This window comes from Telmatobacter bradus, from assembly GCF_048629425.1.
GTDB classification, from domain to species: Bacteria; Acidobacteriota; Terriglobia; order Terriglobales; family Acidobacteriaceae; genus Telmatobacter; species Telmatobacter bradus.
This window is the reverse complement of the sequence record NZ_CP184532.1, coordinates 806,824-832,436: the sequence shown is the minus strand read 5'-3', so window position 1 is coordinate 832,436 and position 25,613 is coordinate 806,824. Positions and strand designations below refer to the sequence as shown.

The window sequence follows — 25,613 nt, the reverse complement described above, 5'->3', positions numbered from 1 at the left end:
GCATTTGAAATTTGAACCGGGTATATCCGTCGCTCTGCAAGGACCCGGCTTCAGCCGTGCCACAGGAGTCATTCAAGAGTGGGGGGAACCCCTGGATTACTGCGTGGAATAGGGATTGCATGGCGGAGGTCCGCAGGGAAATTTGGTGCCGCCCCGACCGGGGCTCGAAGCATGGTGGGTGAGCTTTCCCCAGGATTCCGCTGCGCTCCATCCTGGGCTATTCTCATTCTGCCCCGCTGGGGCAGAGGAGGGCTTGCAGTTCTCAGTAGCCTGTTCGCTAACCTAGCTTCCAGCACCCAGAACCTAGACCCTGAATCTTAGTGCCCCGGCATCAGGCCCCAGAGCATTACCCCGGTCATGCCGATGACGATGATGCTGGTAGCCCAGGCAATCAGGTTCCAGAAGCGGGAATTCTTGTACGTGCCCATCAGGTCGCTGCGATTAATCAGCAGCAGCATCAGAATGATGACCACCGGCAGTAGGACGCCGTTGAGCACCTGCGAGAGAATCGCCATATTGACTAGTTGCGAGTCGGGCAGCAGCAGTACGGCCAGCGCGCCACCGGCAATCAGCAACGTATAAAGCCAGTAGAAGAAAGGCGCTTCCTTGAAGCTCTTGTCCACGCCCGACTCCAGCCCCAGGCCCTCGCAAACCGTGTAGGCAGTTGAGAGCGGCAGAATCGAGGCGGCAAAGAGCGAGGCATTGAAGAGGCCGAAAGCGAAGAGGAGAAAAGCGTAGTCGCCAGCCAGCGGACGCATGGCTTCAGCCGCGTCGCTGGCCACCTGAATGGCCCCCATGCCGTGGGTGAAGAGCGTGGCGGCGCAGGCCACCACAATGAACCACGCCACAATATCGGTAAAGAAGCTGCCCACGATCACGTCCAGCCGCGAGGCCGCGTAATCCTTGACGCGAATCCCCTTCTCCACGATCGACGACTGCAGATAGAACTGCATCCAGGGGGCAATGGTAGTGCCCACGATGCCAATCGCCATATAGATGTAGGACTTGTCGTGCCAGACCGTTCTGGCCGGCATCTTGACGGTGGCCAGCAACGCATCGTGCCAGCTGGGCTGCGAGAGCACACCGGCAAAGATGTAAGCAATATAGACCAGCGAGGCCACCAGAAAGATCTTTTCCGTGCTCTTGTAGTCGCCCCGGATGACCAGAGCCCAGACCAGCGCCGCGCAAATGGGCACGGAAATGAATTTGGAGATGTGGAAGAGATGCAACGATCCGGCAATGCCGATGAACTCGGTAACTACATTGGTATAGTTGACCAGGACCAGCAGCACCATCAGGATGAAGGTCAGCCGCAGGCCAAACTCCTCGCGGATCAGGTCACTGAGGCCCTTGCCGGTAACCACGCCCATGCGAGCGCACATCTCCTGCACCACGATCAGGGCAAGAGTGATAGGCAACATGGTCCACAGTAAGCTGTAACCGTATTGCGCACCGGCCTGCGAGTAAGTGAAGATGCCGCCCGAATCATTATCGACGTTGGCTGTAATGAATCCCGGTCCTAAAACAGCCAGGAACAACAAGATACGAATTCGCCAACGCTTCCACATGCCGGGCTTTCCTATGGAGGATTCATCTTCTCTCAAAAGTTTCCTCCCTGACCATATCAGGATTGAGGCAGAAGAGCGAAGCCCGGCGGAAGCTTTTCTACGCTTTCAGGCCCTCCCGGCCCGAAAGCTAGAGCCTGCTAGAAAAAGACTGCCAAGGGTTCAAATCCATCCCCTCGGCCAGCCAGCCCGTCTGATAAACTTGGGAGGTTCGTTGGTATGCGCTGGTTAATGATTGCTTTATTCGTCTCGCTGGTCGGACTGCTGATTGCGGTCGGAGGGATGGTGCGCCATGTTTTGCTCCAGCGCAGGATGCTGCGGCAGGAAGCAGTGGCCGAACCGGAATCGGCAACTGAAATCCATGCAGAAACAGAATCATACCCCTGACCTGACAGGCTGTAGGCAGCCCATGGCACGCTGCATTGCCAGTCCGCAGTTCTGCCCGCGTAGCGGCCCCTCTGCCAAACTGAATACTTTTTGTTTGCTCGTTGAAAGGACGTTTGAGTACCGTGAGCCTTCCAAACTCCACCTCCCCAGTCGTTGATGCTCCGATCGAGATTGCCATTGCACATAGTCCCGATTCCGATGACGCATTCATGTTTTATGGCCTGGCCACCAACAAAGTGCGCGTCCCGGGCTATCGCTTCACCCACCAGCTGTGCGACATTGAAACGCTGAACAAGAGGGCCCAGAACGAAGCCTTCTACGACGTCAGCGCCATCAGCTTCCACGCCTACCCCTACGTGCAGAAGGACTACACGCTGATGGGTTGCGGCGGCAGCGTGGGCGAGGGCTACGGTCCCATGATCGTGGCCAAGAACAAGTACACCCCGGCCGATCTGGACCGCATCACCATCGCCGTACCCGGAACCATGACCACCGCCTACCTGGCGCTGAAGATCTTCAATCCGAACCTGAAGACCGAAGTGGTCCCCTTTGACCAGATCATCCCGGCCATCCAGGCGGGCAAGTACGAGGCCGGCCTCATCATCCACGAAGGTCAGCTGACCTATGCCTCCTCGGGCCTGTACAAGGTGATTGACCTGGCCATCTGGTGGCAGGAACAGACCGGCATGATGCTGCCTCTGGGCGGCAATGCCATCCGCCGCTCCCTCGGCGCTGAAAAGCACAAGATCATCTCGAAAGCTCTGCGTGACTCCATTCAGCACGCCCTCGACCACCGCGAGCAGGCCCTGGAATACGCCATGCAGTTTGCCCGCGACCTGGACGTCAGCCTGGCCAGCCGCTTCGTCAGCATGTATGTGAACGAGCGGACCCTCGACTACGGCGCCGACGGCCGCGAAGCCATCCGCAAACTGCTGGAGATGGGTTACGAAAAGGGCATCTACTCCATCAAGCCGGAAGTGGACTTCGTCGACTAATTACGACCCTGTTTTCCACAACAAAAAGCGTGGCTTAGGCCACGCTTTTTGTTGTTTGCAGGGGTCTGAAGAGCAGGTATAGACGCAACCGCTTGTTTTTCGGTACTTTAGGGACCATCCACTAGATGCAAAAAGTCATCAGAAATACCAAATAGTGCATTCTTATTTCTCAACATTTTCTAATCTAAGCCGATGCAGTGCCTATTGGAGTGCACCAGCATGTACGTCACCAAGCCCGCTCTCTTCGTACTTGCCTCAAACGACCCGGCCATTCTTGCAACGGTCGAGCCGGTGCTATTAGCCACAGACGCGGATGTACGCGTCTTCATGAATGCCCAGGCCGCGCTCGAAGTGCTCAATGGTGAGCAGGCGCCGGCTCTGGCTGTCATTGATGAAAACCTGCCCGGAATGCCTATCGGCCAGCTTCTGGCAGCCGCCCGCGCCAAAACTACCGGCCGCGGCTATCCCATCGTACTGGTGACCGATGATGTGACTCAGGAGTGGTACGACCGTCTGGCAGAAGGCGTTCTGGACGATGTGATTCTGCGTAGCGCCCGCCAGGATTACTGGCAGTTGCGCATCGACTTGGTGCGCCGCACCCAGCGCATGAGCCGCGAGCTGGACGCCCTGCGTGAAGCCTCCAGCCTGTACGCGCAGCAGGACCGGCTGACCGGCGTCTACAACCGCGAGGCCATCCTCAGCATTCTCTTCCGCGAAACCGACCGCGCCCAACGGATGAAGAGTCCGCTCTGTCTGATTCTGTTTGACATTGATGACTTTGGCCATTGGAACGAGCGTCTGGGGGCCGAGCTGTGCGATCAGCTGCTCTGCATGGTGGTAGAGCGCACGCAGAAGATTCTGCGCAGCTATGACGTGCTGGGCCGCCCCGGCAAGGATGAGTTCCTGATCATGCTGCCCGGCTGCGCCACGGCCAACGCCCTGATGCTGGCCGAACGCCAGCGGCTGGACGTCTTCAGCGAGCCCTTCCGCGTTTCGGGCGAGTCCATCCGGCTTTCGGCCTGCTTTGGCGTGGCCACCAGCATGGGCCGTTCACCGGTGGTGGTGCTGCGCGAGGCTGAACAGGCCCTGCAATGGGCCAAGGACGAAGGTCCCGAATCGATTCAGTTCTTTGGCGACAGTGATCGTCCGCTCCGTGCGCCCGTCACTTATATCTCCCCATCTTCGGGCGATGAACTGCTGGCTTGGTAGGCGCACGCCTCCTCTGCAACCCCGGCATCTTTCCCGAAGCAAACGGCAGGTCGAGACTCCTCGGCCTGCCGTTTTTCCTGGTGTATAACATTTTCGAAAAAACTCTAAAACAGTCCTCCGGGGATGCGAAGGCAGAATGAATATTGTCTTAGCCCTGCCCAGAAAATAGTATTTCTATACTTCGCAACCGGAATGAAAGAGAAAGAGTATTTGGGAGAGGCGAGTCCATGATGGACTCGTCTTTTTAGTGCATTTAGTGCATCTGTCTTCCACTAGGACAGGAAGACAGACGGTTATAGGCTGGTCTCGGCGGCGCATTCCATTGCATGGGCTTCGGTATGGATCACCGGGCCTCCGATGCGCGTCTTATCCTCAACCTTTTTATAGTCGGTGATTTTGCGTTCCAGCAGTTTGTAGGCCTGCTTGTACTGCTCAATCTGCCGACCGATCTCGGCCAGATGATCTTCCAGGATCTTGCGACGTTCAAGCGAAGTTGCATCGCCCAACGCACGCAGTTCGGCATAGCGCTGCATAGCCCGGATGGGCATATTAGCAGCCCTCAGGCAATGCAGGAATTCGATCCACGCTTCATCGGCGCATGAATAGCGGCGGTGGCCACTGGCTGCTCTTCCCACCGGCTGAATCAGCCCGACACGCTCGTAGTACCGCAGTGTGTGCGTGGTCATGCCACACCGCTGTGCCATGTTGCGGATTGTGAAACCAGCTTCTTTCACAATTTCACGCTACAACTTTGCCCGCGCTCGAAGTCAAGACTACTAAAGTTCGCAGAGTAAAGTATTTCGGTTGGAACTAACCACTTCGCTAATTCCCCTATGCCATACTAAAAAAGCTGCCACCCCCTATGGGCCGCCCGCAGGAGCTTCATTTCATGCTAATTACGCCCAATCCAGACTTTCTCCGTCACGCCATCCGCCTTGCCACCCAGAATGCCGCAAGCGGAGCTGGAGGTCCTTTTGCCGCGATTATTGTGCATGAAGGAAAAATTGTGGGCGAGGGCGTGAACACGGTAGCTGCCACCCATGACCCGACTGCTCATGGCGAGGTCAACGCCATCCGCGCTGCAGGCAAAGCGCTGGGCCGCTTCTCGCTGCGCGGCTGCCAGTTGTACACCAGTTGCGAACCCTGCCCCATGTGCCTGGCCGCCTCCTATTGGGCCCGGGTGGACGCCATCTTCTATGGCGCTTCGGCTGCAGACGCTGCCCGCGCCGGCTTTGACGACGCCTATTTTTATGATCAGATCCGCCTGCCCAACAGCCAGCGCCAACTGCCCAATACCCAATTGCTGGGCGACGAGGCCTGGCAAAGTTTTGCCGCATGGCTGAGCAATACCAGCAAGATCGAATACTAGGACCTGCGAGGCTGAACACAGGCTGCGGAAAAACTCTTTTCTGGAGATGCCTTGTTACAAAACAGAACCAACGTAATTTCTGGTGGACTGCACCAGGGCCGCCGGGCTATTGATTCGGCAAAGAAATCCCAACCCACTTTGGGTGCCCATCCTCGCCCCGCCGTATACTGCAAACCATGATTGCCCGCGCGCTTGCCTCTGCCCTGCTGCTCCTGCCTGCCCTACTGACCGCACAAACTCTGCCTGCATGGCAGATGCAGGATTCCGGCACCAACGCCAGTCTGCGCGGCATTGAGAGCGTGGACGGAACGATTGCCTGGGCCAGCGGCACGGGCGGCACGGTGCTGAAGACCACCAACGGCGGCCACAGCTGGCAACACTGTGCCATCCCTGGCACTGGACCCAACACAGACAATGACGGCGCTACCCTCGACTTTCGCGGCGTGCAGGCATGGGACGCCGAGACGGCTATCGTGATGGCCTCAGGTCCCGGCGATAAAAGCCGCCTCTATAACACCAGCGACGGTTGCAAAACATGGCAACTCATCCTCAAGAACCCCGATAAAGATGGCTTCTGGGATGCATTCCAGATGGATCGCCGTGGCCGCACTGGCATTTTGCTGGGGGACCCGGTAGCGCATCATTTCGCGCTTTGGGAAATCCATCGCCACGGTTCCACATTCCTGATGCAGCGAAGCCACCATGCTCCTCGTGCGCACAAGGGGGAGTCGGCCTTCGCTGCCTCCAATTCCTCCCTCTTTGGCGAGGATGATTTTTCCAACTTCTGGATTGCCAGTGGTGGTTCCAGCGGAGTCCGTATTCGCGAACGAAAAAGGTACGAGGACGATGGATTTGGCTTTGACACGTTCAAGGCCAGAACGGTTCCCGTGGGCCATGCCGCGGAATCTTCCGGGATTTTTTCTCTAGGATTTCTGGAACACACTTCTGCCAGCCGCGGCAGTTCACAAAAATGGACGATTTTGGCCGTAGGCGGCGACTACACCAAGCCGAGCGATTCCACCAGAACGGCAGCCTACTCGCTCGACAGTGGTCAGCACTGGACGGCGGCAAGCATCCCGCCCCACGGCTACCGCAGCACCGTGCAGTGGGATGCTCAGAACAAGCTCTGGATCACGGCAGGCACGAACGGCTCCGACGTGAGCCGCGACGATGGCCGCACCTGGCAGAAGCTCGACGACGGCAACTGGAACGCACTCTCGCTGCCCTTTGCCGTCGGGGCCAATGGACGCATTGCGCGGCTGAATCCGGCGGCGCTGGGGCAGACGCACCAGATCTCCGAATTGCCCGCAAAAAACGGATAGCGCGCTCCCTGCCAGATCGGCGAGTATTTCTCCATGCGCAGCACAGAAGGCTCTCGTCCAATACGAGAAAAACAAGAAGAAGAAAAATGGCGGGCAGTGGTGGAGCGCGAACGCGGCGCGGACTTTGTCTACGCAGTTAAAACCACCGGCGTCTTCTGTCATCCGGGCTGCTCCAGCCGCCTGCCCCGGCGCGAAAATGTTCTCTTCTTTGCGACTGCGGAGGAAGCAACTGCCGCAGGCTTCCGCGCCTGCCTGCGCTGCCTGCCCACTGCGAGTGGCAACGCCTTGGACAAGAAAAGTGCCGCAGCAAATCGTCTGCGCGAACACATCGAGCGCAACGTGGAGCGGAAGATTTCGCTGGAAGAGTTGGGCACGCTTGTCGGAGTGAATCCGCATGCGGCGCGGCGGATCTTTACGACAGCCATGGGCGTGAGCCCGCTCAGCTACCAGCGCGGACTGCGTCTGACCCGGCTGCGCGCGGCGCTCAAACAGGAAGGCAGCCTGCAAGGAGGCAACGTGACCAACGCAGTCTATGAAGCGGGCTACGGCTCATCGAGCCGGGCCTACAGCGAAGCCGCTCTGGGCATGAGCCCGGGACGCTTTGCGCAAGGCGGCAAGGGAGAAATCCTTGGTTACACTGCCGCACACACTGCCTTCGGATGGATCATCGTGGGCGCAACCCAGCGCGGGCTCTGCTGGCTCTCGCTGGCGGCCACAAAAAGCGAGGCCGAAGCCAGCCTCCGCGCGGAGTTTCCGCTGGCCACACTGCAGCCGGAGGCATCCCTCGGCCACTGGGTAGAGCAGGCGGTGGAGAGCATTCGCTGCAGCACTCCTCTCAACCAAAACCTTCTCCAAATGGAGTTGATGGAGTTGGATCTGCGGGGTACGGAGTTTCAGCTACGGGTCTGGCAGGCACTGCGGCAGATTCCACGCGGGCAAACGCGCAGCTACAGCGGACTGGCGGAAGCCATGGGCTGCCCCAAGTCCACCCGCGCCGTGGCCCGGGCCTGTGCGCTCAATCGCGTTTCGCTGCTGGTGCCCTGCCACCGCGTGGTAGGCGCATCGGGCTCGCTGACCGGCTATCGCTGGGGTGTGGAACGCAAGCGTAAGCTGCTGGAGGCCGAAGGTGCCAGCCTCTTCCACGATCCGGAGTAAGCGCTGCCCCTGTTTTTCGCCCGGCCATTCCTCGTGCCTTTGTCCATTTTTCCCTGCTCCGTCGTACACTGGGATGGATCGCTGTTACCCTGCACTTCACGCGGTCAGGATATTCCCCAATGAAGAAAATTTTTCTTGCTTTCTACGCAAGCGTAACGCTGTTGCTGATGGTCTGGGGCTACTACCAAGCCATCTACGTTGCTCCCGACGAGCAGACCATGCACGAAATCCAGCGCATCTTTTACTACCATGTGCCTTCGGCCATGGTGGCGTTCCTGTTTTTTGCCATTTCGCTGGCCGGCTCCATCGGTTTTCTCAGCTTCCGCAATACGAGGCAGCAGTGGGCGCAGATTGCCGACGCCTGGGCGCTGGCCGGAGCCGAAGTGGGCGTGGTCTTCTGCACCGTGGTGCTGATTACCGGCCCGATGTGGGGCCGCCGCGCCTGGGGCATCTGGTGGACGTGGGACGCCCGCCTGACCACCACCCTGGTGCTCTGGCTGATCTATGTGAGCTACCTGCTGCTGCGGCGCTTTGCCGCCGGTCCGCAGGTGCAGACGCTGGCCGCCGTGCTGGGCATCTTTGGCGCGCTCGACGTGCCTATCGTCTACATGTCGAACCGCTGGTGGCGCACCCAGCACCCGGCCCCGGTTTTTGGCGGCGGACAGGATTCCGGCCTCGATCCGCGCATGATGCAGGCCTTTGGCTGGAATGTGCTGGCATGGCTGGCATGGGGCCTTCTGATTCTGACGCTGCGCTACATTGTGGAACGTCGGCAGCAGAAGATCGCCGAAGCCGAGGCCGAAGCAGCGCTGGAAGCCTAACGTTTTGGTGGGAAAGGTTTCCCACGATCCTCAACCAAAACCAGAAAAAAGAGGAAAAAATGGATCCGGTTCAAGTGATCGATCACCAGTACACGGTTGCAGCTTACGCCATTACCTGGATTATCCAGCTCAGCTATGTGGCGTGGCTCGGACTGCGCTGGCGCGCCCAGAAGCGCGCTGCCAAGTAAATGCAGAGAGCACGCTCCAGAAATTAGGAGTCTGCAAGAAAAACAACCGCCTGCCGGACTTCCGACGGGCGGTTTTGTCTGTTTTCAGGACATATTCCTGCAGTTGCCCCGAGAAAGAACGTGAGATTGTTCTGGAACGAGACACTTTATTAATGAAATTTTAGTTTTTTCCAACTCTGCCGAAGATCCGGATGTGGATGGCTGTTTTTCCTTGAGAAAAACCCCGTTCCACTCGAAGAGGAGAGTTGTTCCATGCATGAACTCCTGATTGCTTTGGCCTTCATCGGCCTGATCGTCGCTCCTGCCATTGTGGCCTCCAGTACCGACATCGAGTCGGACGAAGAAAACATCTAGAGCGGTTTCCAATCGGTGTAGCCCTTTCGAGAGCCTGCAGAGTGGCTTTTTCACGTGCTCCGGGCGAATTTCAGTGCGATTTTTTCTGGAAGAGCACCTGCCGGATGCGGATGTTTGCGCATCCAGCGGATGAACCGGCCCCGGGACGTTTATCATCGTCCAAGGGGAAAGAACGACATGAATTCCAGGCTCAGGTGCGCCGCGCTGCTCAGTGCAGGCGCTATTCTCGCAATCACTCTCTCGGGCTGCCGCCCGCACGACTTTCCCCAGTACCCGGCCAACTATCGCGAGTACGCCTATGTGACCAATGGCGGCTCGGCGACGGTTAGCGTCTTCGACGTGGTGAATCTGCGTCTGGACCGCGAACTGGCGGTGGGGCAGAATCCGGTAGCCGTGGCGGCAAACCCCAAAAACAATGAGGTTTACGTGGTCAGCAGCGGTACGGCCACCGGCTCCGGCTCACTCGCTGTGATCGACTCCACCAAAAACGCCGTAATCGCCACGATTCCGCTCGAAAAGCAGCCGGTTTCCATCACGCTGGACGCCGAGGGCAAGTTTGCCTACGTGACCAACGCCGGATCGAATCAGGTTTCGATGGTGGACTTGAAAGCGCGTGCCACGGTAGCGCGCATCGCTGTAGGCGAACAGCCGGCGATGGCGCGGCTTGCGCCCGATGGCAAAACGCTGGTGGTAGTCAACCGCGGCTCGAATTCGGTGAGTTTGATTGATCCTGCCACACGCACGGTGCGCGCCACTTTCACGGGCTGCCCGGGCGCGGCGGAAGCCACCATTCTGCAGGACTCCTCGAAGGCCTTTGTAGCCTGCGCGGGCGGCCATCAGGTGATGGTGCTGCAGCTGGCCCGTACGGCACATGCGGCCACGGCCAAGGAAGAAGCCGTCACCACCCGGCTCGATCACCTGGAAGCGCTGCTGGACGTAGGCCGTCAGCCGGTACACCTGGCCCTGAAGCCCGATGGCGGCGAAATCTTTGCCTCCAATCAGGCGGCCGATACGGTCAGCGAGATCTACGACTCCTCGGACGAAGTGGGCGACACCTACACGATTGGCGACGGACCGGTGCAGAGCATTGTCTCGCCCGACAACTCGCTGTTGTACGTAGCCAACGGCCGCTCGCAGTACGTGACGATCTACTCGATTGATGACGGCAAGCGCCGAGGCGCGGTGCAGGTGGGCGACGGGCCGGTAGCGCTGGCCTTTTCCCAGTCCGGCAACCTGCTGCTGGCCGTCGATCAGCGTTCGGGCGACGTAGCCCTGATCCGCACCGCCACGCGTTCGCTCTTCACGCTGCTTCCGGCAGGCCGCGATCCGAATGCCATTGCCCTCAAGGCGTTCAACGTACAGTAAGCTTCCACCCTCCAGGCCGCTGTCCATATTCCACACAAAACGGGAATGTGCACAGCGGCTTTCGTGTTTTAAAACATTTCGTAAGCAACAGGTTGTTTTCTGGTCACCTCTGGATAGAGCTTTGCCGCAGACTGCCGATGGGATCTACAGGCACTACCGCGAACTGTGTAGAACGGCCAGCGCTGCCAAGCAAAGCGCTGTGGTTACGTCGCTGTTTATCTCCTGATCGGCGTGCAGGTTTATGAAAGCTTGATGGTTTTAGCGTCAAAAATTCGGCGGCAGGTCGTGCTGGCGCTCTACGCGGTGTGCGTAGGTATGGGTGCGTCTGCCCAGCAGGCCGACAGCGACGAGCAAAGCCTGATCGCCCTCGAAAAACTGACCCGCACCGAAGTCAGCACGGTTTCGCGCCAGGCCGAAGAGCTGTTCAAGTCACCTGCCGCAGTCTACGTAATTACGAGCGAGCAGATTCACCGTTCCAGCGCCGAGAGCATTCCCGAGCTGCTGCGCCGCATCCCGGGCCTTGAAGTGCAGCAGATCCAGGCCAACCGCTGGGCCATCAGCGCGCGTGGCTTCAACGGCATCTTTGCCGACAAGATGCTGATGCTAATCGACGGCCGCACCGTTTATAACGAAGATTTTTCCGGCGTGTACTGGGACATGAACGACATCGCGCTGGACGACATCGAGCGCCTTGAGGTGGTGCGCGGGCCAGGCGGCGTCATGTGGGGAGCCAATGCCGTCAATGGTGTGATCAACATCATTAGCAAAAGCGCGGCCAGGACCCAGGGCACGAATGTTTCGGCGTGGGAGAGTACGACCAGCCGCGACATGAGCATAACTTATGACGGCCACTTCGGGGACAAGGTCTTCTATCGCGTCCTACTGAAGGAACAGTTACAACTGCCGCTGCAGATGGCCAACGGAGCCTCGGCAGCCGATGGCGGCCACAGCCTGCGCGGCGGTGAACGGCTGGACTGGAAGCTGACCAGCCGCGACGAACTGACGCTGCAGAGCAACATCTTCCGCAGCCGCATTGATCAGATTGAGTACGGGGCATTGAGCGCGCTCTTTCAGGACAAGATACACACCAGCGGCGGCTACATACGTGGCCGCTGGCGGCACACCGGCGTACGCTTCGACGATGAATTGCAGATCTGCTACGACGACGAAAATCGCGACGAAACGATGGACCACAATCGCGTGGGCACCTACGATGTGGACTATCAGCAGCACGACCGGATCAACAATGTGCACGAACTGACCTGGGGGCTGGAAGAGCGTTTTATCGACGACCATTACCACGGGGAAAACATCCCCGTGATGCATGCCCTGCACCACGACCAGCTTTACAGTTCTTTTGCGCAGGACGCAATCTCACTGCAGCCCGACGTACTGACGCTCACGCTCGGCACCAAGCTGCTCTGGCTCAGTTCGGCTCACTTTGACTGGCAGCCGAGCGCCCGGCTCCTCTGGACGCCGGATACGCATCACGCCTATTGGACGGCCTTGTCGCGTGCCGTGCGCCCACCCTCGGTGCGGGACCAAGACCTGAACCTCTTCGAGCCGTATTTAAGCCAGGGGCAAGTTCAGACGCAACTGGATTTGCGGGGCAATCCCAACATTCAGTCCGAGGACGTGCTTTCGTATGAAGCCGGCTATCGCTGGAAGTTTAACGATCGCATCAGCACCGACGTGGCAGGCTTCCTCAACGATTACAAGCATCTGGAGTCCGACAACGAACTGCCGCCGACCATGAACAGCACTGGAACGATGAAAACGATCCCAGTAACTTTTGACAACGACTACCGCGCCCATTCGCAAGGTATAGAGAGCGCGCTGATGTTCGAGCCCGCCTCCTCGCTGCGCCTGCGCCTCTCCTACAGTTGGATGCAGGCGCGCCTGCGCCCCAATCTCAACCCTGCGTTACCCATCGAAGCCGATCTGGACTGGAATACGCCGCGCAATACATTTTTTGCTCTCTCCAACTGGAAGTTTCATCGCGGCTGGGTGCTGGACACGATGCTCTTCTTCAACTCACAGGCCAAGAACAGCGTTTCCCCCTTCCAGCAGGTGAATGCTCCTGGCTATGCGCGCCTGGACAGCAGCATCTCCTACTCGGTGGGTAATGACGTAGTACTGCGGGCAGGCATACGCAACGCCCAGTCGCCGCGCCATTTGGAGTTCGATCCGCAGAACCACTACGCCGCCCCCAGCGATCCTCCCCGCGCCTACTTCGTCAAACTGGCTTGGAGCTTTTAGAGCGGCTGGTCGCTTTCGATGCCTTTTGCGCTATCGGCCAGCACCAGCAATTCGGCGACGGCTTCGGCGATCTGCTCGTGAATCTCGTTGATCGTGAGGTCGCCTTCGATACGGACCACACGCTCCGGTTCGCGGGCGGCAATTTCCTTGTACTTATCCCAAACGCGACGGTGAAAGCTGTCGGCCTCCTGCTCGAAGCGGTCTTCGTTGGTGCCGGTTTCGGCTTCGGTGCGCTGGTTGCGGCGACGGGCGCGGCTGAGCGAGGCCTCCAGCGAGGGCAGCAACAGGATGGTCAGGTCAGGCTTCAGGCCAGAGCAGATCGTCTCATGCAGCTTGAGCACGACCTCACTGCCCAATTCCCGTCCTCCGCCCTGGTAGGCCTCAGTGGAGTCGGTAAAGCGGTCGCAGAGCACGACGCGGCCCTCGGCCAAAGCCGGAGCAATCACCTCAGCAATCGCCTGGGCACGGTCGGCAAACATCAGCGCCATTTCGGCCATGGGAGCGAGCCCCTGCGAGGCGGAGTCCAGCAGCAGAGCGCGAATGCGGTCGCCGGTTGCCGTGCCGCCGGGCTGGCGGGTGAGCAGCGTATTCAGGCCGCGCTTGCGCAACCACGCATCCAGCAGCCGGATCTGGGTTGTTTTGCCGGATCCATCCAATCCTTCGAGAGTAAGAAACAAGCCTTGGCGCATCGCCCCTCAGTCTAAAGCATCGGTACTCAGGAGGGTGTTGAAAAACGCGCAGTACTGGCTGTGCCGCAGCATTTACAGCGCGCGGCGATTGCGATTGTGGAGGAAGTTTGTGCAAAAAGACAGATACTGCAAACGGGAAGAAATGAATGCCGCGTCAAGATAAGAATGATATATCAGTCATATTTTCAATCAGATACAAGAAATGAATCCTTGCAGAAAAACGCTGACTTTGCCCCCTTGAACGTGTTAAAAGAGGAAGACATTCCAAGTCGAATCCGAGGCTCCGAGGGAGCCTCTACCGGAGCAACTACCCGTGAAATTGAAGTTTTTTGCCGCCCGCTTTGCTGGCGTGCTTTTAGCCGTTGTGACCACTACCGCTGCCCCGCTGGTTGCCCAGCATCTGACGCTCGAAGGCCAGACCGGCGGCTTTCTGACCCCGACAGCTTACGTCGTCTACACCGAAAAAGGCCAGCTCTTCTCGCATCCTGCGGTAGGCTACCACTTCATTGGCGCTTCCAAGGTAATTGGCAATGTGCAGACCTTTTCGGTGACCGAGGGCTTTGCCAACCGCGCCGAGGTGGGCTACACCCGCAGCGTGCACTTGCTCGGGCAGGACACGGCTACTTCGAATGGCGCATTTAGCCAGCTATGGAACTACGACGGCATGAACATCTTCAGCGGCAAGGTGGTTCTGCTGAAGGACGGCGAAAAATGCCAATATGCTCCAGGCGTGGCCATCGGCGGACTGGTGCGCACCAGCGACCATTTTGTGAGCGGCCACCTGAACAGCGAGCTTGGTCTGGGCAGTGACACCGGCTACACCAACGAAGACGTCTACGTGGCCGTAACCAAGACCTGGCTGAAGCCGCCCGTGCCGCTGATGGTGAACATCGGCTGGAAGGCTACCAATGCCGTACTCTTCGGTCTGGGTGGTCAGAGCACCCGCTTCGGCGGCCGCTTCTTTGGTGGTCTCGGCTTCCCGCTGCCCGGTCCGAAGAAGACCGCCATCGTGCCCTCGGTGGGCTTTACGCAGGAACCCAAGACGGCCGTGAACATGAAGTACATCATGCCCGGCGGCGTACACATTCCCACCACGATGGACTATGCTGTGCGCATCACCCAGGCCGAGCATCCGCACTTCAGCTACGACATTGGCATCGGTCAGGTGGCGGGCAACATCGGCACCGCCGTGGTGTCTACCGGACTGCCTTCGCCCTACCCGGCCACGGTGAGCATGCCCGTGAATCTGCAGGCCCGCAAGATGCTGGGCATGGGATTCAGCTACCGCTACTAAAATTCTCTGACTTGTGGCTTCCCCGCCGCGCCGTAGCGCCGGCCGGAACTGGCAATTTGCCAGACCCGGCTGGCGCTTGTGTTTTGTGCCGCGCTTTTCTCTATAGCAACCGTAGAACGGCTCTACTGTGGCTCGACCGTGACTTCCACCTCTTCGCGGTGAGTTGAGCCGAGAATGGCCAGTGAACCGATCAATGTAGCTTTACCCGGCGTGTAGGGCACATTGCCGCTCAGCAGCGTCTGTTCGACGAGGGGATCGGGCAGGTTTGCGGCGGATTTTTCCGTCGATAAAGCCGATTCCTCGATCTTGAAGTGCATCATCGGACCGTTGATGGCAGCTTCCAGATTCAGACCTATGTCTACATATTGCACCTGCGTGGCAGGTGAAGCATCCTTGTCGGGCAGGCCGGTCACGATGGGCATACGCATGCCTTGCTTCAGCGTGTTGCGATCACTGTTCCAGAGCACCAGCGTGTAGCGCCGCTCGTTCAGCCGCTTACCGCCATCCACATCGCCAAGGGTGAAGGTCACGCGATAGCTTTTGCGCGGCTTGTCGAGGTCGGCCACGATCTTTTGCACGGTGGCAAAATCCTCGTCGCTGGCCTGCACAGCAATGGCGTTTTGATTGGCGACGCCGTAGATCTTGCTCATGGGCAGCATGTTGCGCAGCGCGGTCTGAATATCATTCAGATCATTCTGTTCAGCCGGATATTGCAGATAGAAGATGTGGTAGCTGGTGGGTGGGCGCTTGATGCTCTGCTTGTTTTCACAGGGCTTGGTGGCTTCGTCCTGGGCGTGAGCCAGCATGCCGGCGCATGCCGTAAGGGCGAGCAAAAAGGTGACCATCAGGCCGGCGGGGTATAGCTTTCCCGGGGCTCCATGGCTAGATAACTTCATGGTCTTCCTCCGCTCGAGTTATTTTTTGGGGGGATGAAAGCGGCTCACTTCCCCTGGCGTAACCGCTTCACTTCATAAGACGCAGAGCAGGACCGAGCGCTCGATTTTTTTCTGGAACTCCGCGCCTCTGCCGTGCGTAGTAAGCTGCCAGAGACAGATTTCGTTCCTTCGTTCAGTTTCTGGAGGGCAGACAATGTTTTGCAGTCACTGTGGTCAGGCGTTGGTAGCGGAGCAACCCGTGTGCGGACAGTGCGGACAGGCCGTTGCTCCTATGGTGCAGCCGGTTCCGGGGATGGAGTTTCAGGTAGAGGCCTACGCGGGCAAGGTGCGCGCACTGGCCGTCTTCTGGTTTGTCTATGCCGGGGTTTCGCTGGTGGTGGGATGGGCAGGACTGGCCTTCGCACAGGCCTTCTTCGGCGGAGCTTTTGGCCCGTGGTTGCATACTCCCATGCCGCATGGCCTTTTTGGACCAGCCTTCATGCACCTCGTCTGGGTGATGCTATTGCTGCGCGCGGCTCTGGCGATTGCGGCCGGCTGGGGGCTGTGGGAGCGCACTGCGTGGGGCCGTGTGGTGGCCATCATCGCCGCTGTTGCCAGCATTCTGAAGTTCCCCTTCGGCACTGCCATGGGCATCTGGACGCTGGTGCTCTTGCTCGGCTACCGGAACACGACGCTCTACGAGCAGTCCTGAGCTGACAGCTGAGGGCAGACAGCTCTCAGCTGTTTTCCCCTGTTCTGCTCCCAGCTCACAGCGATAGAATCTCCCCATGAGCTTCCCAGTAAACCGCATGCGTCGTCTGCGGCGCAATGAATCGCTGCGCGCCTTAGTGCGTGAAACCACGCTGGACCCCGGCGACCTGATCTACCCCTTGTTCCTTTGTCCGGGCGAAGGCATCCGCAAAGAAATCGGCTCCATGCCCGGCGTCTTTCAACTTTCTGTAGACGAAGCCGTGCGCGAAGCTGAAGAGGTTGCCGCGCTGGGCGTGGGCGGTCTGCTGCTCTTTGGCTTGCCGGAGAGCAAGGACGAGCTGGCTACCGGCGCTTACGCCGACGATGGCATTGTGCAGCGTGGTCTGCGCGCGCTCAAGCAGTCTTCTTCCGCCAAGAAGCTGGTGCTGGTCAGCGATGTTTGCCTCTGCGAGTACACGGCCAACGGCCATTGCGGCCTGATTGCCGAAGGCCGCGACGGTTGGGAGATCGACAACGATCCCTCCCTGGACCTGCTGGCCAAAACCGCCGTCAGCCACGCCCGCGCCGGAGCCGACATTGTTGCGCCCAGCGACATGATGGATGGCCGCGTGGCCGCCATCCGCGATGCGCTCGACGAAGAAGATTTCAGCATGACGCCCATCCTCAGCTACGCGAGCAAGTTCGCTTCGGCCTTCTACGGACCCTTCCGTGAAGCGGCTGACTCGGCTCCGCAGTTTGGCGACCGCCGCAGCTACCAGATGGACGGCGCAAATCTGCGTGAGGCCCTGCGCGAGATCGACCTCGACCTGGAGGAAGGCGCGGACATGATCCTGATGAAGCCCGCCATGCCGTATCTGGATGTGGTGCGCGCTGCCCGCGATAACTTCGAGGTTCCGCTGGGTGCGTATCAGGTTTCAGGCGAGTACTCGATGCTGCAGGCCGCCTTTGAACGCGGCTGGCTGGATCGCGACCGCGCTACCCTCGAATCCCTGCTGGGCATGCGCCGCGCCGGAGCTGACTTCATCGTCACCTACTTTGCCAAAGCCGCCGCGAAGCTGTTGTAAGACAGCTTCTAGCTTTCAGCTCTTAGCTGTCAGCTTTCAGATCATCGTGCCGGGGATGGGACGTTTGCTCAATCAAGGCTTTCCATTCCCGCAAAAACGAGCTGAAAGCTGATAGCTGACGACTGTTAGCTGACAGCTGTTCTCTGGACCCCCATGCTGCAACGCATCGAAAGCTACTTCGAATTTGCCCGCTATCAGACGAGCTGGCGCACCGAGATTCTGGCCGGTGTTACCACCTTCCTGACCATGGCCTACATCGTACTGGTGAACCCGGCTATCCTGTCGGTGACCGGCATGCCTTTGTCTGCGGTGACGGCGGCAACCTGTCTTTCAGCGGCCTTTGCTTCGGTGCTGATGGGCGTTGTGGCCCGCTATCCGATTGCGCTGGCTCCTGGCATGGGCTTGAACGCCTACTTTGCCTATGCGGTCTGCCTGCGCATGCATGTGCCGTGGCAGACGGCGCTGGGCGCGGTCTTTCTGTCGGGTGTGCTCTTCCTGCTGCTGACGGCTTGCGGCATCCGGCAGATGATTCTGCGTGCGCTGCCCCATGAGCTGTACGCCGCAGTGGCTGCTGGCATTGGATTGTTCATTGCGCTGATCGGCTTTCATAACGCCGGTCTGGTGGTAGGCGACGCGCAGACGCTGGTGGGCATGGGAAGCATCCGCAACCCCACCACGGCGCTGGCGCTTCTGGGCCTGGGCGTGATGGTGACGCTGGAAATCCGCAAAAAGCGCGCCTCGATTCTGGTGGGCATGGCGGTGGTTACGCTGCTGGCCTGGCCGTTGGGGTTGGTGCATCCGGCAGCTACCGAGGGCGGCTTTCACGCGCTCAGCCAGACGGCGTTGCATCTGGACATTCCGGCGGCGCTGCATACGGGACTGCTGGAAATCGTCTTCGTCTTCTTCTTTGTGGACCTCTTCGACAACCTGGGAACGTTGGTGGCTGTCACCAAGCGCGCCGGGCTGATGGAGGGCGATCACGAGATTCCGCGCCTGAATCGCATCCTGTTTGCCGACGCCACGGCAACCATTTTCGGCTCGCTTACCGGCACTTCGACCGTGACCAGCTACGTGGAGTCAACGGCGGGCGTGGCTGCCGGCGGACGCACTGGCGTTACGGCCATCGTCACCGGCCTGCTCTTCTTCTGCTCGATTGCCGCTGCTCCTTTTGCCACCATGATTCCCGCTGCGGCCACGGCTCCGGCGTTGATTCTGGTGGGATCGATGATGCTTGGCGGCATTGGCGAAATCCGCTGGCGAGAACCACTGGTGGCCGTGCCCTCGTTCCTGACTATGGTGCTAATCCCGTTCACCAGCTCGATTGCCAACGGTCTGGGCTTTGGCATTATTGCCTGGGCGGTGCTGCATGTGGCTACCGGAAAGGCCAACCGCAAGGACTGGCTGCTCTACGTGCTGGCCCTGCTCTTTCTGGCGCGGTTTCTCTATCTGGGTGCAAGTTAGCTGTCCAAATAATCAGAAAAAACTAAGCTTAGGAGGGCGTAACGGAACGAATGCCCCCCACGCCTGCGAGCCGAAAAAGTCTGATCCGGCTGCATTCCTTGCCTGTACTATGGTTGCAAGGTCTAGAGCCTTTTCGGAATACACATGGACTTTTTGAGTGCTTTTCAGGGTAGCTTTTTCTTGAGGAAAAAGGTGCTTGAGAGCATGCCTTCGGTCTACATTCCTTCCGAAAATGCACTCTGTCCCCGGCGAGGTTGGCGGCGTTGATTTCGGATTGGAAACAGAAACTGCATCTGCGCGGAGGCGTGCATCTGGCGGTGGCTTCCGTGGCCGCGCTGGCTCTGGCGTGCCTGCTTTCGGCCTGCGAGAACGTGGCCAGCTACACCGAACCGAGCCTGGTGCGGGTCATTGATGCCAGCTATAACGCTCCGGCAGTGAACGTGATTGTGGAAGGCGTGACGCTGGCGGCCAACGTTGGCCAGGGCAGCATCTCCAACTACGGTACGTTGACGGCCAGTTCCGCCGCCATGATCAAGGTGACCGAAGCCTCCGATTCCACTACGGCACTGCTCTCAACCACCGGAACCATCCTGGCCGGCAAGCATCATTCCGTGCTGCTCAGCGACAACGGTTCTTCTTCCACCGGCTACATCGTCACCATTCTTGAAGACCAGCAGACGGCGGCCGCCAGCGGTCACTCGGCCTTCCGCTTTATCAACATGGCCTCCAGCACGGGAGCCGTGGATGTGTACATGATTCCCTCCAGCTCGACGATCTCCGAGAGTAAGCCGTTGGTGAGCGACATTGCGGCTGGCGCTGTGACCGATTACACCAGCTTCGCATCGCAGACCGTAACCATGGTGGTGACAGCGACCGGAGCAACGACCGCCAAATACACCTCCAGCTCCCTGTCTTTGACCGGAGGCGAGGTGCGCACCGTTCTGCTGGTCAATACCCAGCTGACAACGACTCCGGCGATTGCAGCTTACACCGCCGACGACGTGGATTAGGGCAGAAATTTCCACCACGTTTTACGGGTACGTATACTTCCGACAAGGTTCTCTATGGACTTCTCCAGTTTTTCATCGATGTTGCCAAACTCCCTGCAGAACGCCGCAGTACTGACCATCGTTCTAGCCTTTTTCGGCTATCTGGTCACGTTTTTAAGCACGCTGATGATGGCCCGCCGCGCCGACCGGCTCAAGCTGGTGAATGCCCGCCTGAATGAGTTCTACGGACCGCTTTATGTGGCCAGTCAGGCGGGTAACATTGCCTATCGCTCGCTGCTGGAAAAGCAGGGCAAGACAAAGAGTTTTCCGGTGCTGGACAGCGAGCTGAAGGAGTGGGTGCTGTGGACGACCACCATCTTCATGCCGCTGAATGACATTCGTGAAAAGATCATCATCGAGAAGGCGCACCTGATCATTGAGGAAGAGATGCCGCGCTGCCTGCTGGACTTTGTAACGCACGTGGTGGGCTACAAGGCGGTGCTCAGCAAATGGGCCGAGGGCGACTACAACGAGCGCCGCTCCACCATCGGCTGGCCACCCGAGTTCGATGGCTACGTGGAGCGCTCCTACAAGGAGCTCAAGGCCTTGCAGACCGAGCTGATTCATAACTCCATCTGGGTCTTCTTCCATCGTTTGATGCACCGCAGAAGGTCCCCACGGTCCGTCAGGAATGTGGGCCGCTAGAGCAAAAACTCCAGTCCTCCTTCACAGACACTTTATGCGCTGAAGAGTATATAAACGGCTCCTGGAAAGAACGATAAAAAGAAAAAGCCCCGGTCTGAACCGGGGCCTTTGCTTTTTGCACTTCTGTTGTTTTAGTAGCGGTAGTGGTCGGCCTTGTAAGGGCCCTCGACCGGCACGCCGATGTAGTCAGCCTGCTTCTGCGAGAGCTTGGTGAGCTTGACGCCGATCTTTTCGAGGTGAAGACGGGCCACTTCCTCATCCAGCTTCTTGGGCAGAACGTACACGCCCACCTTGTAGACGTCCTTGTTCTTCCACAGATCGATCTGGGCCAGCGTCTGATTGGCAAAGCTGTTGCTCATCACAAAGCTGGGATGGCCAGTGGCGCAGCCGAGGTTGACCAGACGGCCTTCGGCCAGCACAAAGATCTGATGGCCGTCGGGGAAGATGTACTTGTCCACCTGCGGCTTGATGTTCAGCTTTTCCACGCCGGCTTCGCTGTTCAGGCGGTCCATCTGGATCTCGTTGTCGAAGTGGCCAATGTTGCAGACGATGGCCTGATCCTTCATGCCCTTCATGTGCTCAAGGGTGATGATGTCTACGTTGCCAGTGGTGGTGACGTAGATGTCACCACGGCCGAGCGTGTCTTCGATCGTCGTCACTTCATAGCCTTCCATGGCGGCCTGCAGAGCGTTGATCGGATCGACTTCCGTGACCACGCAACGCGCGCCCATGCCACGCAGCGAGTGCGCGCAGCCCTTGCCCACATCGCCATAGCCGCAGATCACCGCAACCTTGCCAGCCACCATCACGTCGGTGGCGCGCTTGATGCCGTCGGCCAGCGATTCGCGGCAGCCGTACAGATTATCGAACTTGCTCTTGGTTACCGAGTCATTCACGTTGATGGCCGGAACCAGTAGCGACCCCTGCTCCATCATCTTGTACAGACGATGCACGCCAGTGGTGGTTTCTTCGCTGACGCCACGCCATTCCTTCACCACATTGTGCCAGTGCTGCGCATCTTCGGCGTGAACCTTCTTGAGCAGACCCTTGATGATCTCTTCTTCGTGGCTCTCGCTAGGCGTGTTCACCCAGTTGTTGCCGTTCTCCAGCTCATAGCCCTTGTGGATGAGCAAGGTGGCGTCGCCGCCATCGTCCACGATTAGCTGCGGGCCCTTGCCGCCCTTGTGCGCAAGCGCCTGATAGGTACACCACCAGTAATCTTCCAGCGACTCGCCCTTCCAGGCAAAGACCGGTACGCCGGTGACGGCAATGGCCGCCGCGGCGTGGTCCTGGGTGGAGAAGATGTTGCAGCTGGCCCAACGCACTTCAGCGCCCAGGCTCACCAGCGTCTCAATCAGCACGGCGGTCTGAATCGTCATGTGCAAGGAGCCAGTGATGCGCACGCCAGCCAAGGGCTTTTCGGCGGCATACTTCTTGCGGATCGACATCAGGCCGGGCATTTCCTGCTCAGCAATGTCGAGTTCCTTGCGGCCCCATTCGGCCAGGCTGATATCGGCCACTTTGTAGGCCAGTCCGGTTGCTTCCACGACGTCCGTTGCCATTGCGATTCGCCTCCTGCCCGCCGCTCGAGCGGTTCTCCAATAGATTACCCTTGCCACATCCGTTTCGGTGTACAGCAATTGGAGAACCGCCCCAAACCACGGGTTCATACGGGATCATTTTCTACCAGCGTAAGAATAACATCCGGTCTTTGCGGGCTTCCTGCTTTGGCGTGCAAACAGCAACCGCGGCAGCACACTTTGGGAATGCGCTGCCGCGGTTCGCTTCCGGGCTGGAAGAAGGCCAATTCATTCCTCCACCCGAAGGTTTGTTTGTGGCTGGATTTAGTAGAACCTGAAGTTCACTTCGATATTCAGCGTTGTTTCCACCGGCTGGCCGTCCTTTGTCGCTGGCTGGAAGCGGTATTGCTCTACCGCCGTTTTAGCTGCATTCCAAAAGAGCGCCGGGCCTTCGACGCCCAGCACCGTAGGATGCCCCGTGGCGTCAATCTTCACTTTCACCTCCACGACTCCTTCCTGATGCGTCGCTTTGGCCTCGGGTGGAAAAATTGCCTCAACCGACTTGATCAACTTGGGTGGCGTCAGCAGAGCATCGCCGGTCGGTTTTTCGCTGTTGGCCTGCGGTTCGCTCTTTTCTGCCGCCTTCCCGCCCAGCGAATAGATCACGTTGATCCGCGTCTGCACCTCGACCGGTTTGCCATCGAGCAGATACGGTCTGTAGACCCACTGCCGCACCGCGTCGAGCGCAGGCTGCTGCAGTTCCGCTGGCCCGCTTACCGCCTGCAGATCCTTTACGTGCCCATCCTTGTCGATCACCGCATGCAGCGTTACTGTTCCTTGAATGCCTGCCTTCTTAGCCTCGGCCGGATAGACCGGCGCGAACTTCGAGACAAGATTCCTGGCCGCCTCCGCCGCACCCAGTGAGGCCACACCGAACTTCGAGATTTCCGGGCCGCTCTTCGTCTCCTCCGGAGGGTTCACATTCGTTTGCAGCGCCATGGCCGTATAACTTGTTGCCAGCGCCAACACCACGCATCCGGCCATCGCCCCCGAACGCCTGCCCCAGGAAACTTCTTCCGTCTTCCGCATCAGGTTCATGATTCTCCTCTCGAAAATATTGCTGTCATAAATGCCCATGGCCTGAATCGGCCGGGGGGCAGGATGCGCCGCCATCCGTGCGGCCAGCCGCACCAGCGAACGCGCATAGCTTCGGTTTCCAGCCAGCAGAGTGGCGGCTTCCGCGTCCACCGCCAGCTCCCGCGACTCGTTTAGCTGCCCACGGGTGAGCGCCAGCAGCGGATGCCAGGCAATGGGCAGCGAAAGCACCTCATACAGCAGATTCCAGGCAAAGTCCCTGCGCCGGATGTGGACCATCTCGTGGGCCAGCGCGGTAGCCAGTTCCTCCTGCTCGTCCTGGCTGCGGCTCTCCAGCAGGTCGGCGGGCAGCAACAGCGTGTGGCGTCGCACGCCCAGCGTGGCCGGGCCATGCAGATTGGGCAAGTTGGTCTGGTCAGACAGATTTGCAAGCCGGGCCACGCGCACCTGCGTCCGATCTACCCCGAGCGCTGCCGCACTGGAGGCAAGCAGTTGTTCCAGCTCCTCCGTGGGCACAACCGGCTCAGCCCGCCGCAGCAGCGCGCGCGTCCGGCTCAGACTTAAGCCCAGGCGCAGAGCCGCACCCAGCAGTGCCAGCAGCAGCAAAGCCGCCAGCGTTAGCTGCATCCAGCCCGGCAGCCAGGAGTGCGAGGCTTCCGCGACTGTGGCCGCTTCCATGCGCACCGTTACTCCGCCCGTGTTTGCGGTGGCGAACAAGGTCAGCAACCGCTGCCACCAGAGTTGGGGGTGCAACCGGCAAAAGGGCAGCGCAACTTCCAGCAACAGCGCGGCTACCCACACACGATGCTCTGCCTGCGCACCCGCCGGACGCACCAGACGCGCTGCCAAAAATGCCGCGCAGAAGACCAGCGCCGTCTGCCACAAGGCATTCAAAAAGCATGCCGCAGCCCAGGCTGCCAAGGCGTTCATTGTCCACCGCCATCTTCGTCTTCCAGCCGTCGGCTCAGCTCGGCAATCTTCTTCGCGTCCAGCTGACGGCTCTTGACCAGGCTCATCACCAGCTCTTCCGGTGAGCCGCCAAACATGCGGTCCACCAGGTCGCGCAGGGCGTGGCTGCTGGCCCGCTCCTCACTGACGACGGCGCTGTACTCGAAGGCCCGGCCGCACAGCTTGCGCTTCAGCTGGCCCTTGCGCACCAGGATGTTCAGCATGGTCTGCACGGTGGTATAGGCCAGCGGCTGCTCAAGCCCCGCTTGCACGCTGCTCACGTTGCTGCCCCCCTGCCGCCAGATCACCTGCATGATCTGCAGTTCCAGCTTGGTCAAGGCATTCTGTTTGGCTACGGCCATGGCCTCTTCCTCCTAATTTGTTAGGAGATTACCCCCGATCCGGGCCCTTGTCAACTAAATTTTTAGGAGACACCTGCGGTGCGGCCAACTGCTTCGCGCGCCACCTGCGGTGGGGCTGATCGCTTCGCGTGGTGTCGCCTGGATTTTGGGTTAGGGTTTTGCGCCGTCCCTAACGGGACTCCATGAGTTTTGTGGTGCTGCTTTCCTCACGTTGAAACGTGGGGCTAAGCTGCGCTGCGCCTACGGTGCTGGACTTTTGCAGGAACGTTGCAATCTTGGCCTCTTGTTTTCTTATCCGCTTCTTTGCATATTTCCTTGCGCTCTTATCTCCGCCTCCTGCACGCTTGTCGCTTGTTCTCTGTTCTCTGTTCTCTGTTCTCTGTTCTCTGTTCTCTGTTCTAGTACCATGGTCATGCAGTCCGTCTGGCTGCGGGGGGAGTCATGCTCAAAGGATTTCGCGACTTTATTCTGCGTGGCAACGTGGTCGATCTGGCCGTAGCCGTGATCATTGGCGCGGCCTTCAACGCCATCGTCAACTCGCTGGTCAAGGATGTTCTGACGCAGCTGATTGCAGCCGTGGTCGGCAAGCCGGACTTCAGTGGCGTGGTCGTCAAAATCAATGGCACGCCAATCTATGTTGGCAATTTTATGAACGCGGCCATCTCGTTTTTGATTGTGGCCAGTGTGGTTTACTTCGGCATTGTGTTGCCGCTGAATACGCTTCTGGCGCGGTTGAAAAAGCCTGACGTCTCCAAGGATCCAACCATGAAGAGCTGTCCCGAGTGCCTGAGCGAGATTCCGCTGGCCGCCCGGCGCTGCGCTCATTGCGCCCAGCCTGTGGTCTAGATCACTGCCGGATTCTCCTCCTAGACCTGAAAATTGTCCTAGAAAGAGACACTTTTCAGATCGCT

Annotated in this window: 24 protein-coding genes; 17 read left to right on the top strand and 7 right to left on the bottom strand. The window is 59.1% G+C overall.

Going from position 1 to position 25,613, the window contains the following annotated elements; genetic code table 11:
- Window positions 1-317: 317 nt before the first annotated feature.
- The gene (locus tag ACOBR2_RS03530; RefSeq protein WP_420239967.1) at window positions 318-1,568 is read right to left on the bottom strand and encodes an Nramp family divalent metal transporter; all 1,251 of its coding nucleotides are present in this window, start codon (window positions 1,566-1,568) and stop codon (window positions 318-320) included.
- Window positions 1,569-1,784: 216 nt separating this feature from the next.
- Here ACOBR2_RS03530 and ACOBR2_RS03525 point away from each other — a divergent pair, with 216 nt between their 5' ends.
- From ACOBR2_RS03525 to ACOBR2_RS03515, 3 genes are all read left to right on the top strand, one after another.
- Window positions 1,785-1,952, top strand: a complete 168-nt coding sequence (locus tag ACOBR2_RS03525; RefSeq protein WP_420240054.1) for a hypothetical protein — start codon at window positions 1,785-1,787, stop codon at window positions 1,950-1,952.
- 113 nt (window positions 1,953-2,065) lie between these two features.
- Window positions 2,066-2,947, top strand: a complete 882-nt coding sequence (locus ACOBR2_RS03520) for an MqnA/MqnD/SBP family protein (RefSeq protein WP_420238687.1) — start codon at window positions 2,066-2,068, stop codon at window positions 2,945-2,947.
- A 192-nt stretch (window positions 2,948-3,139) separates the two neighbouring features.
- Window positions 3,140-4,156, top strand: a complete 1,017-nt coding sequence (locus ACOBR2_RS03515; RefSeq protein WP_420238686.1) for a GGDEF domain-containing protein — start codon at window positions 3,140-3,142, stop codon at window positions 4,154-4,156.
- A 293-nt stretch (window positions 4,157-4,449) separates the two neighbouring features.
- Here ACOBR2_RS03515 and ACOBR2_RS03510 read toward each other — a convergent pair whose 3' ends face one another.
- Window positions 4,450-4,890, bottom strand: coding sequence for a MerR family transcriptional regulator (locus ACOBR2_RS03510; protein ID WP_420238685.1), 441 nt, complete (start codon window positions 4,888-4,890; stop codon window positions 4,450-4,452).
- Window positions 4,891-5,045: 155 nt separating this feature from the next.
- Here ACOBR2_RS03510 and ACOBR2_RS03505 point away from each other — a divergent pair, with 155 nt between their 5' ends.
- The 7 genes from ACOBR2_RS03505 to ACOBR2_RS03475 all read left to right on the top strand — a co-directional run bounded on the left by ACOBR2_RS03505 (window position 5,046) and on the right by ACOBR2_RS03475 (window position 12,989).
- Window positions 5,046-5,525 carry a nucleoside deaminase gene (locus ACOBR2_RS03505; RefSeq protein ID WP_420238684.1) on the top strand — a complete coding sequence of 160 codons (480 nt, stop codon included), beginning with the start codon at window positions 5,046-5,048 and terminating at the stop codon, window positions 5,523-5,525.
- A 176-nt stretch (window positions 5,526-5,701) separates the two neighbouring features.
- Window positions 5,702-6,847, top strand: a complete 1,146-nt coding sequence (locus ACOBR2_RS03500) for a hypothetical protein (protein ID WP_420238683.1) — start codon at window positions 5,702-5,704, stop codon at window positions 6,845-6,847.
- A 33-nt stretch (window positions 6,848-6,880) separates the two neighbouring features.
- Window positions 6,881-8,002: a bifunctional transcriptional activator/DNA repair enzyme AdaA gene (locus ACOBR2_RS03495; protein WP_420238682.1), complete on the top strand. Its 1,122-nt coding sequence runs from the start codon at window positions 6,881-6,883 to the stop codon at window positions 8,000-8,002.
- Between the two features lie 26 nt (window positions 8,003-8,028).
- Window positions 8,029-8,823 (top strand): cytochrome c biogenesis protein, encoded by a 795-nt coding sequence (locus ACOBR2_RS03490; RefSeq protein ID WP_420239966.1) that lies wholly within the window; start codon window positions 8,029-8,031, stop codon window positions 8,821-8,823.
- Window positions 8,824-8,882: 59 nt separating this feature from the next.
- Entirely contained in the window at window positions 8,883-9,011 is a 129-nt protein-coding gene (locus ACOBR2_RS03485; protein ID WP_420238681.1) for a hypothetical protein, read from the top strand.
- Window positions 9,012-9,542: 531 nt separating this feature from the next.
- Window positions 9,543-10,730: a beta-propeller fold lactonase family protein gene (locus ACOBR2_RS03480; protein WP_420238680.1), complete on the top strand. Its 1,188-nt coding sequence runs from the start codon at window positions 9,543-9,545 to the stop codon at window positions 10,728-10,730.
- Window positions 10,731-10,982: 252 nt separating this feature from the next.
- Window positions 10,983-12,989, top strand: coding sequence for a TonB-dependent receptor plug domain-containing protein (locus ACOBR2_RS03475; RefSeq protein WP_420238679.1), 2,007 nt, complete (start codon window positions 10,983-10,985; stop codon window positions 12,987-12,989).
- Here the strand turns inward: ACOBR2_RS03475 and tmk are convergent.
- Window positions 12,986-13,678, bottom strand: a complete 693-nt coding sequence (gene tmk, locus ACOBR2_RS03470) for a dTMP kinase (protein WP_420238678.1) — start codon at window positions 13,676-13,678, stop codon at window positions 12,986-12,988. The genes ACOBR2_RS03475 and tmk overlap by 4 nt on opposite strands.
- 313 nt (window positions 13,679-13,991) lie before the next feature.
- Between tmk and ACOBR2_RS03465 the strand changes: the two genes are divergently transcribed.
- Window positions 13,992-14,972: a DUF3034 family protein gene (locus ACOBR2_RS03465; RefSeq protein ID WP_420238677.1), complete on the top strand. Its 981-nt coding sequence runs from the start codon at window positions 13,992-13,994 to the stop codon at window positions 14,970-14,972.
- 122 nt (window positions 14,973-15,094) lie between these two features.
- Here ACOBR2_RS03465 and ACOBR2_RS03460 read toward each other — a convergent pair whose 3' ends face one another.
- Window positions 15,095-15,868 carry a hypothetical protein gene (locus ACOBR2_RS03460; RefSeq protein WP_420238676.1) on the bottom strand — a complete coding sequence of 258 codons (774 nt, stop codon included), beginning with the start codon at window positions 15,866-15,868 and terminating at the stop codon, window positions 15,095-15,097.
- Window positions 15,869-16,061: 193 nt separating this feature from the next.
- On the opposite strand from ACOBR2_RS03460, the gene ACOBR2_RS03455 reads away from it, so the two are divergent.
- From ACOBR2_RS03455 to ACOBR2_RS03435, 5 genes are all read left to right on the top strand, one after another.
- Entirely contained in the window at window positions 16,062-16,559 is a 498-nt protein-coding gene (locus ACOBR2_RS03455; protein ID WP_420238675.1) for a hypothetical protein, read from the top strand.
- 76 nt (window positions 16,560-16,635) lie between these two features.
- On the top strand, window positions 16,636-17,622 hold the full coding sequence (gene hemB, locus ACOBR2_RS03450) for a porphobilinogen synthase (protein WP_420238674.1): 987 nt from the start codon (window positions 16,636-16,638) through the stop codon (window positions 17,620-17,622).
- A gap of 153 nt (window positions 17,623-17,775) precedes the next feature.
- Entirely contained in the window at window positions 17,776-19,083 is a 1,308-nt protein-coding gene (locus ACOBR2_RS03445; RefSeq protein ID WP_420238673.1) for an NCS2 family permease, read from the top strand.
- A 254-nt stretch (window positions 19,084-19,337) separates the two neighbouring features.
- The gene (locus ACOBR2_RS03440; RefSeq protein WP_420238672.1) at window positions 19,338-20,093 is read left to right on the top strand and encodes a DUF4397 domain-containing protein; all 756 of its coding nucleotides are present in this window, start codon (window positions 19,338-19,340) and stop codon (window positions 20,091-20,093) included.
- 78 nt (window positions 20,094-20,171) lie between these two features.
- The gene (locus tag ACOBR2_RS03435; protein WP_420238671.1) at window positions 20,172-20,777 is read left to right on the top strand and encodes a hypothetical protein; all 606 of its coding nucleotides are present in this window, start codon (window positions 20,172-20,174) and stop codon (window positions 20,775-20,777) included.
- A gap of 131 nt (window positions 20,778-20,908) precedes the next feature.
- Here the strand turns inward: ACOBR2_RS03435 and ahcY are convergent, their stop codons facing one another.
- The 3 genes from ahcY to ACOBR2_RS03420 form a co-directional block, all read right to left on the bottom strand.
- Window positions 20,909-22,339, bottom strand: a complete 1,431-nt coding sequence (ahcY, locus tag ACOBR2_RS03430) for an adenosylhomocysteinase (protein WP_420238670.1) — start codon at window positions 22,337-22,339, stop codon at window positions 20,909-20,911.
- A 282-nt stretch (window positions 22,340-22,621) separates the two neighbouring features.
- Entirely contained in the window at window positions 22,622-24,322 is a 1,701-nt protein-coding gene (locus ACOBR2_RS03425) for a TonB family protein (protein WP_420238669.1), read from the bottom strand.
- Entirely contained in the window at window positions 24,319-24,702 is a 384-nt protein-coding gene (locus ACOBR2_RS03420; protein WP_420238668.1) for a BlaI/MecI/CopY family transcriptional regulator, read from the bottom strand. Before ACOBR2_RS03420 ends, ACOBR2_RS03425 begins: the two co-directional genes overlap by 4 nt.
- Window positions 24,703-25,143: 441 nt before the next feature.
- Between ACOBR2_RS03420 and mscL the strand changes: the two genes are divergently transcribed.
- Window positions 25,144-25,548, top strand: a complete 405-nt coding sequence (mscL, locus tag ACOBR2_RS03415; RefSeq protein WP_420238667.1) for a large conductance mechanosensitive channel protein MscL — start codon at window positions 25,144-25,146, stop codon at window positions 25,546-25,548.
- Window positions 25,549-25,613: the final 65 nt, after the last annotated feature.

Excerpts from the sequence above, each read along its gene's own strand:
- ACOBR2_RS03530 (WP_420239967.1), bottom strand. The coding sequence starts at position 1,568 with ATGTGGAAGCGTTGGCGAATTCGTATCTTGTTGTTCCTGGCTGTTTTA.
- ACOBR2_RS03525 (WP_420240054.1), top strand. The coding sequence starts at position 1,785 with ATGCGCTGGTTAATGATTGCTTTATTCGTCTCGCTGGTCGGACTGCTG.
- ACOBR2_RS03515 (WP_420238686.1), top strand. The coding sequence starts at position 3,140 with ATGCAGTGCCTATTGGAGTGCACCAGCATGTACGTCACCAAGCCCGCT.
- ACOBR2_RS03505 (WP_420238684.1), top strand. The coding sequence starts at position 5,046 with ATGCTAATTACGCCCAATCCAGACTTTCTCCGTCACGCCATCCGCCTT.
- ACOBR2_RS03500 (WP_420238683.1), top strand. The coding sequence starts at position 5,702 with ATGATTGCCCGCGCGCTTGCCTCTGCCCTGCTGCTCCTGCCTGCCCTA.
- ACOBR2_RS03495 (WP_420238682.1), top strand. The coding sequence starts at position 6,881 with ATGCGCAGCACAGAAGGCTCTCGTCCAATACGAGAAAAACAAGAAGAA.
- ACOBR2_RS03485 (WP_420238681.1), top strand. The coding sequence starts at position 8,883 with ATGGATCCGGTTCAAGTGATCGATCACCAGTACACGGTTGCAGCTTAC.
- ACOBR2_RS03480 (WP_420238680.1), top strand. The coding sequence starts at position 9,543 with ATGAATTCCAGGCTCAGGTGCGCCGCGCTGCTCAGTGCAGGCGCTATT.
- ACOBR2_RS03475 (WP_420238679.1), top strand. The coding sequence starts at position 10,983 with ATGGTTTTAGCGTCAAAAATTCGGCGGCAGGTCGTGCTGGCGCTCTAC.
- tmk (WP_420238678.1), bottom strand. The coding sequence starts at position 13,678 with ATGCGCCAAGGCTTGTTTCTTACTCTCGAAGGATTGGATGGATCCGGC.
- ACOBR2_RS03460 (WP_420238676.1), bottom strand. The coding sequence starts at position 15,868 with ATGAAGTTATCTAGCCATGGAGCCCCGGGAAAGCTATACCCCGCCGGC.
- ACOBR2_RS03455 (WP_420238675.1), top strand. The coding sequence starts at position 16,062 with ATGTTTTGCAGTCACTGTGGTCAGGCGTTGGTAGCGGAGCAACCCGTG.
- hemB (WP_420238674.1), top strand. The coding sequence starts at position 16,636 with ATGAGCTTCCCAGTAAACCGCATGCGTCGTCTGCGGCGCAATGAATCG.
- ACOBR2_RS03445 (WP_420238673.1), top strand. The coding sequence starts at position 17,776 with ATGCTGCAACGCATCGAAAGCTACTTCGAATTTGCCCGCTATCAGACG.
- ACOBR2_RS03435 (WP_420238671.1), top strand. The coding sequence starts at position 20,172 with ATGTTGCCAAACTCCCTGCAGAACGCCGCAGTACTGACCATCGTTCTA.
- ahcY (WP_420238670.1), bottom strand. The coding sequence starts at position 22,339 with ATGGCAACGGACGTCGTGGAAGCAACCGGACTGGCCTACAAAGTGGCC.
- ACOBR2_RS03425 (WP_420238669.1), bottom strand. The coding sequence starts at position 24,322 with ATGAACGCCTTGGCAGCCTGGGCTGCGGCATGCTTTTTGAATGCCTTG.
- ACOBR2_RS03420 (WP_420238668.1), bottom strand. The coding sequence starts at position 24,702 with ATGGCCGTAGCCAAACAGAATGCCTTGACCAAGCTGGAACTGCAGATC.
- mscL (WP_420238667.1), top strand. The coding sequence starts at position 25,144 with ATGCTCAAAGGATTTCGCGACTTTATTCTGCGTGGCAACGTGGTCGAT.